The organism is Stenotrophomonas sp. S49 (genome assembly GCF_016624905.1).
Classification (GTDB): Bacteria; Pseudomonadota; Gammaproteobacteria; order Xanthomonadales; family Xanthomonadaceae; genus Stenotrophomonas.
On record NZ_JACVUD010000055.1, the window covers coordinates 15629 to 28217 of the forward strand.

General features: G+C 66.7%; 15 protein-coding genes. 11 read left to right on the plus strand and 4 right to left on the minus strand.

Translation table 11 applies throughout. The features are described from left to right. Positions 1–6 precede the first annotated feature (6 nt). From IAE58_RS12625 to IAE58_RS12670, 10 genes are all read left to right on the plus strand, one after another. On the plus strand, positions 7–180 hold the full coding sequence (locus IAE58_RS12625) for a DUF1674 domain-containing protein (protein WP_108752784.1): 174 nt from the start codon (positions 7–9) through the stop codon (positions 178–180). Positions 181–236: 56 nt separating this feature from the next. Continuing rightward, positions 237–629, plus strand: coding sequence for a succinate dehydrogenase, cytochrome b556 subunit (gene sdhC, locus IAE58_RS12630; protein ID WP_108755925.1), 393 nt, complete (start codon positions 237–239; stop codon positions 627–629). Next, the gene (gene sdhD / locus IAE58_RS12635; RefSeq protein ID WP_108752786.1) at positions 626–1021 is read left to right on the plus strand and encodes a succinate dehydrogenase, hydrophobic membrane anchor protein; all 396 of its coding nucleotides are present in this window, start codon (positions 626–628) and stop codon (positions 1019–1021) included. The genes sdhC and sdhD overlap by 4 nt, the downstream gene beginning before the upstream one ends. Positions 1022–1051: 30 nt before the next feature. Then, positions 1052–2842: a succinate dehydrogenase flavoprotein subunit gene (gene sdhA / locus IAE58_RS12640; protein WP_108752787.1), complete on the plus strand. Its 1791-nt coding sequence runs from the start codon at positions 1052–1054 to the stop codon at positions 2840–2842. A 66-nt stretch (positions 2843–2908) separates the two neighbouring features. After that, the gene (locus IAE58_RS12645) at positions 2909–3694 is read left to right on the plus strand and encodes a succinate dehydrogenase iron-sulfur subunit (RefSeq protein ID WP_108752788.1); all 786 of its coding nucleotides are present in this window, start codon (positions 2909–2911) and stop codon (positions 3692–3694) included. Between the two features lie 97 nt (positions 3695–3791). Then, on the plus strand, positions 3792–4040 hold the full coding sequence (locus tag IAE58_RS12650) for a succinate dehydrogenase assembly factor 2 (RefSeq protein ID WP_108752789.1): 249 nt from the start codon (positions 3792–3794) through the stop codon (positions 4038–4040). Then, positions 3997–4440, plus strand: a complete 444-nt coding sequence (locus tag IAE58_RS12655) for a hypothetical protein (protein WP_233615025.1) — start codon at positions 3997–3999, stop codon at positions 4438–4440. The genes IAE58_RS12650 and IAE58_RS12655 overlap by 44 nt, the downstream gene beginning before the upstream one ends. A 23-nt stretch (positions 4441–4463) precedes the next feature. Beyond that, positions 4464–5705: a lipoprotein-releasing ABC transporter permease subunit gene (locus IAE58_RS12660; RefSeq protein ID WP_108752791.1), complete on the plus strand. Its 1242-nt coding sequence runs from the start codon at positions 4464–4466 to the stop codon at positions 5703–5705. Continuing rightward, the gene (lolD, locus tag IAE58_RS12665; RefSeq protein ID WP_108761758.1) at positions 5698–6411 is read left to right on the plus strand and encodes a lipoprotein-releasing ABC transporter ATP-binding protein LolD; all 714 of its coding nucleotides are present in this window, start codon (positions 5698–5700) and stop codon (positions 6409–6411) included. Before IAE58_RS12660 ends, lolD begins: the two co-directional genes overlap by 8 nt. A gap of 150 nt (positions 6412–6561) precedes the next feature. Then, the gene (locus tag IAE58_RS12670) at positions 6562–7011 is read left to right on the plus strand and encodes a DUF6491 family protein (RefSeq protein ID WP_108761759.1); all 450 of its coding nucleotides are present in this window, start codon (positions 6562–6564) and stop codon (positions 7009–7011) included. Between the two features lie 35 nt (positions 7012–7046). Here IAE58_RS12670 and IAE58_RS12675 read toward each other — a convergent pair whose 3' ends face one another. From IAE58_RS12675 to ftsY, 3 genes are all read right to left on the minus strand, one after another. Next, on the minus strand, positions 7047–7316 hold the full coding sequence (locus tag IAE58_RS12675) for an oxidative damage protection protein (RefSeq protein WP_108752794.1): 270 nt from the start codon (positions 7314–7316) through the stop codon (positions 7047–7049). Between the two features lie 5 nt (positions 7317–7321). Beyond that, positions 7322–8446 carry an A/G-specific adenine glycosylase gene (gene mutY, locus IAE58_RS12680; protein ID WP_199934452.1) on the minus strand — a complete coding sequence of 375 codons (1125 nt, stop codon included), beginning with the start codon at positions 8444–8446 and terminating at the stop codon, positions 7322–7324. A 113-nt stretch (positions 8447–8559) separates the two neighbouring features. Continuing rightward, positions 8560–9882, minus strand: coding sequence for a signal recognition particle-docking protein FtsY (gene ftsY, locus IAE58_RS12685; protein WP_199934451.1), 1323 nt, complete (start codon positions 9880–9882; stop codon positions 8560–8562). Between the two features lie 129 nt (positions 9883–10011). Between ftsY and IAE58_RS12690 the strand changes: the two genes are divergently transcribed. Further along, positions 10012–10311, plus strand: coding sequence for a flagellar basal body protein (locus IAE58_RS12690; RefSeq protein ID WP_199934450.1), 300 nt, complete (start codon positions 10012–10014; stop codon positions 10309–10311). Positions 10312–10464: 153 nt separating this feature from the next. Here the strand turns inward: IAE58_RS12690 and htpG are convergent, their stop codons facing one another. Further along, on the minus strand, positions 10465–12354 hold the full coding sequence (gene htpG, locus IAE58_RS12695; protein ID WP_199934449.1) for a molecular chaperone HtpG: 1890 nt from the start codon (positions 12352–12354) through the stop codon (positions 10465–10467). Positions 12355–12589 lie beyond the last annotated feature (235 nt).

The following is a 12589-nucleotide window of genomic DNA, read 5'->3' on the forward strand; positions in this document are numbered from 1 at the left end:
CCGAACATGATAGGCCAAACAACCCCCACTCCCGACGCCGAAACTGAAGCCCCGCTGGTCCCCGCGGCACCTGTGCCTGTGGAACCGGAAAAGGTGGAAGAGGAATTCGGCGGCCGCGGCGGACTTGATCCGGTGCGGTACGGCGATTGGGAGAAAAACGGACGCTGCATCGATTTCTGATCAGCATTGAGCCAACGCGGCCGTGTGCCGCCCAGCCGAGACAACGAGCCCAGCGAATGGCGACCAGACAACGCCCACTTTCCCCGCACCTTCAGGTGTATCGCTGGCAGATTCAGATGGCCACCTCGATCCTGCATCGAGCCACTGGCGTCTTTCTGTCTGTTGGTGCCCTCATCATCGCCGCGGGCCTTCTGGCCCTGATGATGGGGCCCGAATCCTGGAACTGCTACACCGGCCATGCCGGGGCCTGGTATGGCCGCGTGTTCCTGTTCGCGTGGACATGGTCGTTCGCCTACCACCTGTGCAATGGCATCCGCCACATCGTGCAGGACTTCGCCATTGGTTTCAGCATTCCTGCCTTCGTGCGCAGCAGCTGGATCTCGGTCTTCGGCAGCCTGGTGATCACCGCGCTGGTGTGGGCCTACGTGCTGCTGGGAGGTGCCGCATGAACAAGCCGAACAAGTTCCGTACCCCGCTGAAGACCGTGCGCGGCCTGGGTTCGGCCAAGACCGGTACCGAACACTTCGTGCACCAGCGCCTGACCGCCGCCGCCCTGGTGGTGCTGGGCGTGTGGTTCCTGGTGTTCGTGGTGCGCCTGGCCGGTGCCGACTACGTGACCGCCACCGCCGCCATCGCCAAGCCGTGGAACGCGGTGCCGCTGATCGGCCTGCTCATCGCCATGTTCTGGCACGCCCAGCTGGGCCTGCAGGTGGTGCTGGAAGATTACATCCACGAATCGCTGCTGGCCCTGGTGCTGCAGACCTTCGTGAAGTTCGTGGCCGTGCTCGGCATGATCGTCAGCGTGTTTGCGGTGGGCCGCATCGCCCTCGGCGTCGCCTGAGCCCAGGCACAAGACAGGAATCCAGATTAGATGTCCGCTTACAAGATTACTGAACACAAGTACGACATGGTCGTGGTGGGCGCCGGCGGCGCCGGCCTGCGCGCTACGTTCGGCCTGGCCGCCAAGGGCCTGCAGACCGTGTGTCTGACCAAGGTGTTCCCAACCCGTTCGCACACCGTCGCCGCGCAGGGTGGTATTTCCGCCGCGCTGGCCAACATGGGCGAAGACGATTGGCGCTACCACTTCTTCGACACCATCAAGGGGTCGGACTGGCTGGGCGACCAGGACGCCATTGAATACATGTGCCGCGAGGCCATTCCGGCCATCATCGAGCTGGAACACTACGGCGTGCCGTTCAGCCGTACCGCCGAAGGCAAGATCTACCAGCGTCCGTTCGGTGGCATGACCACCAAGTACGGTGAAGGCCCGGCGGCGCAGCGTACCTGCGCGGCGGCCGACCGTACCGGCCACGCCATGCTGCACACCCTGTACCAGCAGTCGCTGAAGCACGATGCACGCTTCATGATCGAGTACTTCGCACTCGACCTGATCTTCGATGACGAAGGCGTGTGCCGTGGCGTGCTGGCCCTGGACATGTCCGACGGCACGCTGCACCTGTTCCGCGCCCAAGGCGTGGTGCTGGCCACCGGCGGCTACGGCCGTGCGTACTTCAGCGCCACCTCGGCGCACACCTGCACCGGCGACGGTGGCGGCCTGGCCATGCGTGCCGGCATCGCCATGCAGGACATGGAGTTCGTGCAGTTCCACCCGACCGGAATCTACGGCGCCGGCTGCCTGATCACCGAGGGTGTCCGCGGTGAAGGCGGCATCCTGCGCAACAGCTCGGGCGAGCGCTTCATGGAACGCTACGCACCGCACTACAAGGATCTGGCCTCGCGCGACGTGGTCAGCCGTTCGATGACCATCGAAATCCGCGAAGGCCGCGGCGTCGGCGAGCACAAGGATCACATCCTGCTCGACCTGACCCACCTGGGCCCGGGCGTGATCGACGAGAAGTTGCCGGGTATCGCCGAAAGCGCCCGCATCTTCGCCGGCGTGGACGTGCACAAGCAGCCGATCCCGGTCATCCCGACCGTGCACTACAACATGGGCGGCATTCCGACCAACTTCCACGGTGAAGTGGTGCGCAAGGTCGGCGACAACCCCGATTCGGTGGTGCCGGGCCTGTACGCGATCGGCGAAGCCGCCTGCGTGTCGGTGCACGGTGCCAACCGCCTGGGCTCGAACTCGCTGCTGGACCTGGTGGTGTTCGGTCGCGCCGTGGCCAACCGCTGCGCCGAGACCATCAAGCCGGGCGCTGCGCACAAGCCGCTGCCGGCCGATGCCTGCGACAAGGCGCTGGGCCTGCTGGACAAGCTGCGCCACGCCAATGGTGATACGCCGACCTCGGTCATCCGTGACCGCATGCAGCGCACCATGCAGGCCGACGCCGCGGTGTTCCGCACCAGCGAAAGCCTGAAGGAAGGCTGCGAGAAGATGGCCAAGGTGTTCGATTCGTTCCAGGACGTGAAGGTTTCCGACCGTTCGCTGGTCTGGAACTCGGACTTGATCGAGACGTACGAACTGAACAACCTGCTGCTGAACGCGGTGGCGACGATCAATTCGGCTGAACAGCGCAAGGAAAGCCGCGGCGCGCATGCGCACGAGGACTATCCCGATCGCGACGACGTCAATTGGCAGAAGCACACCCTGGTCAGCGTGGACGAGAAGGGCAAGTGCAGCTTCGATTACCGCCCGGTGCACATGTACACGTTGACCGACGACGTGTCCGTGGTGCCGCCGAAGCCGCGCGTGTACTGATCCGACCCCGCCTACCATGCAATCCGCGCCCACGGGCGCGGGCCGCCTGAGCCAACGAGAGCAGCCATGGCCGAGTTTTCACTCCCCAAGAATTCCAAGATCACGAAGGGCCAGCACTTCCCCGCCAAGACCGGCGGCAAGAACGTGCGCACCTTCAAGATCTACCGCTGGAGTCCGGACGACGACAGCAATCCGCGCACCGATACCTATGAGATCGATCTGGACGCCTGCGGCCCGATGGTCCTGGACGCGCTGATCAAGATCAAGAACGAGATCGATCCGACCCTGACCTTCCGCCGCTCGTGCCGCGAAGGTATCTGCGGTTCGTGCGCGATGAACATCGACGGCACCAATACCCTGGCCTGCACCCGCGCCATCGCGGACTGCGGCAAGAAGGAAGTGCCGATCTACCCGCTGCCGCACATGAACGTGGTCAAGGATCTGGTTCCGGATCTGACCCACTTCTACGCGCAGTACGCGTCGATCAAGCCGTGGATCCGTACCCAGACCCCGGCACCGCCGGACCGTGAGCGCCTGCAGTCGCCGGAAGACCGCAAGAAGCTGGACGGCCTGTACGAGTGCATCCTGTGCGCCTGCTGCTCGACCAGCTGCCCCAGCTACTGGTGGAACGGTGAGCGTTACCTGGGCCCGGCGATCCTGCTGCAGGCCTACCGCTGGATCATCGACTCGCGCGATGAAGACACCGGTGCGCGCCTGGACGATCTGGAAGATCCGTTCAAGCTGTACCGCTGCCACACCATCATGAACTGCGCCCGCACCTGCCCGAAGGGCCTGAACCCGGCGCTGGCGATTGCCGAGATCAAGAAGCTGATGATGGAACGCCGCGCCTGATACAGGCTGGCGGTACCCGGTAGAGCCACGCCATGCGTGGCTGTGCCCCCCAGTAGAGCCACGCCATGCGTGGCTTTGCTGTATCTGGAGAAACACGATGGAAGAAGACGTCCTGCTGAAGAAGCTGCGCTGGCGCTGCCGCCGCGGCATGCGCGAACTGGACCAGCTGTTCGAGCGTTACCTGGATCGCGAATGGGGCACTGCGCCGACCGAAGAGCGCGAGGTTTTCCTGTTCCTGCTCGAGTGCGAGGACGATAAGTTGTGGCGCTGGTTCATGGGCTACGAGGCCTGCCCGCATGCCCATGCCATTCCGCTCATGCAGAAGATCCTCGCCCTCAAGGCTTGAGTGGCGCCCCTCGCGCCTGCAGGGCGCAGCGCAGCTGGCGGTGCTGATCGCCGCCCCTTGGCTGCTGCACGCATCGGCACTGTCGCCCACGCTGTACTGGCCAGTGCTGGCGGCGGTGTGGGCGGCGGGCCTGGCTGAACTGCTCTGGCGCCTGTGCCGGCCGCGGCGCGTGCTGTTGCTGCCGCCTCTGCCAGCACCGCTGCAGGTGGCCGGGCAGGATATCGACCGCCCCGGGCTGGTGGAACGAGGGCCGTGGCTGCTGCTGCGCTGGCGGCAGCAGGGCCGGCGCCGGCACCTGCTGTTCTGGCCGGATGTGCTGGATCGCGCACAGCGACGTGAACTGCGACTGGCCGTGGCAGCACGAGCGGTTTCCCGTCGGCCCCGGTCGGTGGCACCATAAGCTGAATTGACCGGCGTGCCTGCATGTTCAAACCCATCCCCGTGGCCATCGGCCTGCGCTACCTGCGCGCCAAGCGCCGCAACGGCTTCATCTCCTTCATCTCGATGGCATCGATCCTGGGCATTGCGCTCGGGGTGACGGTGCTGATCACCACCCTGGCGGTCATGAGCGGTTTCCAGAAGGAAATCCGCAGCCGCCTGCTGCAGATGACCGCCCACACCACCATCAGCCGTGACGGCGAACCGATGCCCGACTGGATGCGGGTGGTGGACGTGGCCAGCAAGGACCCGCGCGTGGCCGGCGCCGCGCCGTACATTGAGATCCAGTCGATGATCAGCGGCCCGCGCGTGCAGGGTGCCATCGTGCAGGGCATCGACCCGGCGCTGGAACCGAAGGTATCGGTGATCGACCAGAAGGTGGTCAAGGGCAGCTATGACAGCCTGAAGCCGGGCAGCTTCAACCTGCTGCTGGGCAAGGAGCTGGCGATCTGGCTGGGCGTGGACGTGGGCGACCAGGTTCTGGTCACCTTCGCCGAAGTGCAGGGCACGCCCGCTGGTGCGGTACCGCGCATGAAACGCTTCACGGTCAGCGGCATCTTCGAGGCCGGCTACAACGAAGTGGACCGCGGCGTCGGCTTTGCCAACATGCAGGATCTGCAGCGCGTGCTGCGCAGTGACGGCGCCACCGGCGTGCGCCTGAAACTGCACGACATGGACCGCTCGCTGGAAGTGGGCGTGGACCTTGCGCAGAACCTGGGTGGCGCGTACCGGGTCAGCGACTGGACCCAGCAGAACGCCAACCTGTACCACTCGTTGCGCATGGAAAAAGTGGTGATGGGCATCCTGCTCTCGCTGATCATCGCCATGGGCGCGTTCAACCTGGTGTCCTCGCAGGTGATGCTGGTGACCGACAAGCAGGCGGACATCGCGATCCTGCGCACGTTGGGCCTGACCCCGGGCGGGGTGATGCAGGTGTTCATGGTGCAGGGCTCGCTGATCGGCATCTTCGGCACCCTGGCCGGTCTGATCGGCGGCATCACCCTGACCCTGAACCTGGAACGCATCCTGGGCGCGATCGAATCGGTGTTCAACGTGAAGCTGCTGCCGGAAGACGTGTACTACATCACCGGCCTGCCCACCGACATGCAGACCGGCGACATCGTGGCGATCACCCTGATCGCGCTGCTGATGAGTTTCCTGGCCACCCTGTACCCCGCTTGGCGGGCCGCACGCACCCAGCCGGCCGAGGCCCTGCGCTATGAATAAGATCGTCAACCGCGGCGATGAAGTGATCCGTGCCGAGGCGCTGGGCAAGACCTACGCCGAAGGCCGCATGCAGACCCCGGTGTTCGACGGCCTGGACCTGCGGGTGAACGCCGGCGAGACCGTGGCGATCATCGGTGCTTCCGGCGCCGGCAAGAGCACCCTGCTGCACCTGCTGGGCGGGCTGGACGTGCCCAGTGCCGGCGAGGTGTACGTGACCGGCCAGCGCATGTCGGCGCTGTCGGACACCGCCCGTGGCCTGCTGCGCAACCAGGCGCTGGGCTTCGTCTACCAGTTCCACCACCTGCTTCCCGAATTCACTGCGCTGGAAAACGTGATGATGCCGGTGATGCTGGCCGGCACCGCCGTGGCCGAAGCAAGCTCGCGCGCCACCACGCTGCTGGAGGCCGTTGGCCTGGGCCATCGCCTGGACCACAAACCGGGCGAGCTGTCCGGTGGCGAGCGCCAGCGTGCGGCCGTGGCCCGCGCGCTGGTGAACCACCCGGCGTGTGTGCTGGGTGACGAACCGACCGGCAATCTGGACGACCGCACGGCGGCGACGGTGTTCGAGCTGATGCTGGAGCTGAACCGTGCGCGCCATACCAGCCTGGTGCTGGTGACCCACGACCGCAGCCTGGCCCGGCGCCTGGACCGGGTGCTGGAGCTGCGCGAAGGGCGGCTGCACGCGCTGGCGCACGCCGAGGTTTGAGTGGTGTTTGGGTGTGCCCACCAAGGTGGGCACCTACCGGGCATTGCGGCGGCGGGGCTCGCCGACCAGCGGCTGAATCGGGCGGCTGATCGTCGCGCCGGCGTTGCCCGGCGGGGCGCATGATGTGCGCACTTCCCCGAGGAGATGCCGATGAAGACCCCCGTGTTGCTGGCTGGGCTGTGCCTGGCCCTGGCCGCCTGTGCCACCACCGGTCGGCTGAGCAGTGCCGAGCGCCTGGATCTCTATCGCGCCCACGCTGGCGCGCCGCAGAAGGACATGCAGTTCTTCGGCACGCTCAATGGCTGGACCGAACTGGGTGACAGTGCGCTGGCGGTCTGGACCAAGCCCAGCGAGGCCTACCTGCTGGAACTGACCGGGCCCTGCCCGGATCTGTCCTTTGCCCCGGCCATTGGCCTGACCAGCCACATGGGCCGGGTCAGCGCGCCGTTCGACAAGGTGCTGGTGCGCGATCCCACCGGTGGCCCGCGCATGCCGTGCTTCATCAAGACCATCCGCAAGCTGGATGTGAAGGCACTGCGTGCGGAGGAAAAGGAAATGCGCCAGGCGCAGGTGCAGGAACGCGAAGAACCCGCGAAATAACCGGTAGCGCCGGGCCATGCCCGGCGGAACCCGGCTCAGGCTTCGGGAGTGAACCCGGCCGGCTTTTCGGCGTCCTTCTCGAACAGGAACTTCACCAGTTCCGCCTCCAGCATCGCGCGATGCTCCGGCTTGCGCGGCGACAGCCGGTTTTCATTGATCAGCATGGTCTGGTGCGCCAGCCATGCCGTCCACGCCGGTTTGCCGATGTGGTTGAACACGCGCTGGCCCAGCTCACCGGGGTAGGGCACGAAGTCCAGGCCCTCGGCATCGCGTTGTTCGTACTGGCAGAAGATGGTTCGGGGCATGGTGGTTACTCGTGGTTGCGGGATTTCGGGGTCTTTCGTTTCGGCGCCTTGGGGCTGGCGCCATCCAGCAGCTTGCGGATCGGTGCCGGCAGACCCAGCGCGGGCAGTTCTTCGGCGGCGACCCAGCGCAGCGTGGGCTCTTCCACGCGCAGGCCGCGCACCTGTCGCGACAATACCTGCAGGTGCAGCCTGTAGTGGCTGAAGGTGTGCTGCAGCAGTGGAAGTTCTTCGGCATCTTCCAGCGAACCGTCGACGTTGGCGTCGAACCAGTCCTGCAGTTCGCTGCCGGCGTCGGCCTGCGGAAGGGTCCACAGCTGGGCCCAGATGCCGGTGTCCGGCCGCTTCTGCAGCAGCACCCGCTGGCGCGCATCGCGCAGCAGCAGGGCCACCGCTTCGCGCTCGGGCAGGGTCTTGCTGGGTTTGGCGGTGGGCAGTTCGGCGGTGCGACCCTCGCGGCGGGCCACGCAGTTGTCGTGCAGCGGGCAGATCACGCAGGCAGGCTTGGCCCGGCTGCAGACCGTCGCCCCCAGATCCATCTGCGCCTGGGTGTAGTCGGCCATGCGGCCTTCGGGCACGTGGCGGACGTGATCCTGGGCCAGCGCCCACAGCTGCTTCTCGATGGCCGGCAGGCCGGGAAAGCCTTCGATGCCGTGGTAACGGCTGAGGACGCGCTTAACGTTGCCGTCGAGGATGGCGAAGGGGTCGTTCCAGGCCTGGCTGAGGATCGCGCCGGCGGTGCTGCGGCCGATGCCGGGCAGGGCATGCAGCGCATCGAAATCTCGCGGCAGGTCGCCGTCGTGCAGTTCCACGCAGCGCTTGGCTGCGGCATGCAGGTTGCGCGCGCGGGCGTAGTAGCCCAGCCCGGCCCACTGCGCCATCACCGCATCGTTGCTGGCGGCGGCCAGGTCGGGCAGGGTCGGGAAGTGCTGCAGGAAGCGATGGAAGTACGGGATGACCGTGGCCACCTGGGTCTGCTGCAGCATGATTTCCGACAGCCAGACCCGGTACGGGGTGCGCGGATGCTGCCAGGGCAGGTCGTGGCGGCCGTGGGCGTCGAACCAGTGCAGCAGGCGACCGACGAAGCGATCGTGCTGGGCGGTGTCGGCGCTGGCGTGCGGCTGGCGGGGCATGTGTGTTCCGGGGAAGGCAGCCACGCATGGCGTGGCGCTACCAGGGTGTCGCGCGGGACCGGGGCGTCGCGCGCGGTGCAGTAGAGCCACGCCATGCGTGGCTGCACGGCGTATCAGGCGCCCAGTGCTTCAGGCAGCAGGGCGTCGACAAAGGCTTCCGGATCGAACACGCGCAGGTCTTCCGGGCGCTCGCCAATGCCGGCGAAGCGGATCGGAATGCCGAACTCGCGGGCCAGCGCGAACACCACGCCACCCTTGGCCGTGCCGTCCAGCTTGGTCACCACCAGGCCGGTCACCTTCACCGCTGCATTGAACTGGCGCAGCTGCGAGAGCGCGTTCTGGCCGGTGGTGCCGTCGATCACCATCAGCACTTCGTGCGGGGCGGTTTCATCGATCTTGCCCAGCACGCGGCGGATCTTGCCCAGCTCGTTCATCAGGCCGGACTGGGTATGCAGGCGGCCGGCAGTGTCGGCAATCAGCACCGAGGTGCCACGGGCCTTGCCGGCCTGCAGCGCGTCGTAGGCCACCGAGGCGGCATCGGCGTTCTGCCCCTGGGCGACCACGGCCACGCCGTTGCGCTCGCCCCAGGCCTGCAGCTGGGCCACCGCGGCGGCACGGAAGGTATCGCCGGCGGCCAGCATCAGACTGTGGCCGTCATCCTTGAAGCGCTTGGCCAGCTTGCCGATGGTGGTGGTCTTGCCGACACCGTTGACGCCGACGGTGAGCACGACGAACGGTTTGGCATTGCGGTCGATCACCAGCGGCTGCGCCACCGGCTGCAGGATCGCGATCAGTTCGCTGCGCAGGGCGGCCAGCAGGGCGTTGGCATCGGCGAATTCGCGCGACTTCATGCGCTTGCGCAGGCCTTCCACCAGATCGGTGGTGGCACCCACGCCGACGTCGGCGGTGATCAGGGCGGTTTCCAGCTCGTCCAGCAGATCGTCGTCGAGCTTGGGGTTGCGCGAGAACAGGCCGCCGAAGCTGCGGGCGATGACGCTGTTGCGCAGGCGCTCGCGCCAGCCCGGCTTGCCGGCCGGGGCCGGCGGGGCATCCACCAAGGCCGGCAGGTCGGCGGCCGGGGCGACCGGCTCTTCGGCCGGAACGACCGGGGCCAGCGGCGCCAGCACAGCGGCGGCGGCCAGCGCTTCGGCCTGCACGTCCTCGGCGGCGATGACTGGCTGCGCAGCGGGCTGTGCAGCCGGCACGGCGGGCGTTTCGGCGACGGGCGCCGGCACCAGGGCCGGTTCTGGGGCCAGTTGCGGTGCCGGTGCAGGTGCTACGGCTTCGGCTTCGGCCACCGCAGCGGTGGGCGCTTCTTCGGCCGGGGCGGCAGACGGGAACGCCGCCGCCAGCTCTTCAGCCGAGTAGTGCTGGGTCTTGGGCGCGTCCGGTGCGGCGGCGTCTTGGGGCTTCTTGCGGCGGAAAAAACTGAGCATTGGCAAAAGGCGCTGAAATCAGGGGGATATGCTACCACTCGGGCCTGTCGGGCCGATGTGGACTGAAGGTTGCGGCCGCCCGGCCGCTAACGGGTACGGAGGGCTGCGTTGGGCGGCCCGGAGGCCAACATGAACAGCGTGATGGGAACCGCTCTTTCCGGCATGCGCGCCGCCCAGCAGGGCGTCCAGGTGGCCGCACACAACGTGGCCAACCTGGCGACCCCGGATGCGCAACGGCTGCAGGTGCAGCGCAGCGCGACGGAGCAGGGTGGGGTGGAGACCGTGGTGGCCACCACCGAGCCCGATCCCAGCGCGCCGCTGGGCGACCTGCTGGCGGCGAAAACCGAGGTGGTGGCCTTCGCTGCCAACGCCGCGCTGGTGCGCCGCCAGGACCAGATGCTGGGCACCCTGCTGGATCGCAACGCCTGAGCGGACCTGCTTTGGTAGGTGTCAACCGTTGGTTGGCACACCTCCGCCTCGGTAGGTGTCAACCTTGGTTGACACGCTCTTGGCATGCCAACCAAGGTTGGCATCTACCAGGGCGCGGTTGCGCCGGGCTGTGCCCGGCGGCAACCGCGTCGGTCAGGCCGACAGTTCCAGCAGCAGCTTGTTCAGGCGGGCCACATAGGCACCCGGGTCCTTCAGGCTGTCACCGGCGGCCAGCGCGGCCTGGTCGAACAGCACCCGGCCCAGATCGTCAAAGCGTGCACCATCGGCTTCGGCATCCAGCTTGGCGATCAGCGGGTGGCCCGGATTGATCTCCAGCACCGGCTTGCTGTCGGGCACCTTCTGCCCGCTGGCTTCCAGGATCTGGCGCATCTGCAGGCCCAGGTCCTGTTCGCCGATGGCCAGCACCGCCGGTGAATCGGTCAGGCGGTGCGACACGCGCACTTCGGCCACGTCATCGCCCAGCACCGTCTTCAGCCGCTCCACCAGGGCCTGCTTGTCCTTGGCGGCCGCTTCCTGTTCCTGCTTGTCGGCCTCGCTTTCCAGCGCGCCCAGGTCCAGGTCGCCACGGGCGATATCGACGAAGCCCTTGCCGTCGAAGTCGGTCAGGTAGCCCATCAGCCACTCGTCGATACGATCGGTCAGCAGCAGCACTTCCACGCCCTTCTTGCGGAACACTTCCAGGTGCGGGCTGTTGCGCACCTGGCTGTAGCTCTCGCCGGTCAGGTAGTAGATCTTGTCCTGGCCTTCGGCCATGCGCGCGATGTAATCGGCCAGCGACACGCTCTGTGCATCGGCCTCGCCACGGGTGGAGGCGAAGCGCAGCAGGCCGGCCACCTTCTCGCGGTTGTTGTAGTCCTCGGCCGGGCCTTCCTTCAGCACCTGGCCGAATTCCTTCCAGAAGCTGGCGTATTGCTCGGGCTTGTCGGTGGCCAGCTTGTCCAGCATGTCCAGCGAGCGCTTGGTCAGGGCGGCTTTCATCGAATCGATGACCGGGCCGGACTGCAGGATCTCGCGCGAGACGTTCAGCGAAAGATCGTTGGAATCGACCACGCCCTTGATGAAGCGCAGGTACAGCGGCAGGAACTGCTCGGCCTGGTCCATCACGAACACGCGCTGCACGTACAGCTTCAGGCCCTTGGGCGCGTCGCGGTGGTACAGGTCGAACGGCGCGCGGCCGGGCACGTACAGCAGCGAGGTGTATTCCAGCTTGCCTTCGACCTTGTTGTGGCTCCAGGCCAGCGGATCGCTGTGGTCGTGCGCCACGTGCTTGTAGAACTCGGTGTACTCGGCGTCGCTGATCTCGGTGCGCGGGCGGGTCCACAGCGCGCTGGCGCGGTTGACGGTTTCCCATTCAAGCGCGGCGCCTTCCTCGCCTTCCTTCGGCATCTGGATCGGCAGGCCGATGTGGTCCGAATACTTCTTCAGGATGCTGCGCAGGCGCCAGCCGTCGGCGAAGTCCTGCTCGCCGTCCTTCAGATGCAGCACGATGCGGGTGCCGCGCTCGGCCTTGTCGACGGTGGCGACTTCGAAATCGCCTTCGCCGCGCGAGGTCCAGCGCACGCCTTCGCCTGCGGCCAGGCCGGCGCGGCGCGAGGTCACTTCCACTTCGTCGGCGACGATGAAGGCGCTGTAGAAGCCGACGCCGAACTGGCCGATCAGCTGCGAATCCTTCTTCTGGTCGCCAGACAGCTGGCGCAGGAAGTCGCCGGTACCGGATTTTGCAATCGTACCCAGGTGGGCAATGGCTTCGGCGCGGCTCATGCCGATGCCGTTGTCTTCGATGGTGATGGTGTGGGCGGCGGCATCGAAGCTGACGCGCACGCGCAGCTCGCTGTCACCTTCCAGCAGGGCCGGCTGGGTCAGGGCCTCGAAGCGCAGCTTGTCGGCGGCGTCGGCGGCGTTGGAGACCAGCTCGCGCAGGAAGATTTCCTTGTTCGAGTACAGCGAGTGGATCATCAGCTGCAGCAGCTGCTTGACCTCGGTCTGGAAGCCAAGGGTTTCGGTCTGGGGGGTCTCGGTCATCGATAGGGCTCCGTGTGCAATGCCGCGCCAGCGTGTGCGGCTTCGCCAAGGGGTATGGCTGATTGTCCCGAAATCAAGGGGTTGGTCGGGCAGGGCTGCGCCCTGCACCCGCCGAATCAACGTCAACGTCAACTTCGACGTCAAAAGCGTGCATTCCGTGGGATGGCGGGGCGGTGTCGGACTGCGGGGACGCCGCAAGTACGTCCCTGTAGGCTTGGCAGCCGCATCCATGCGG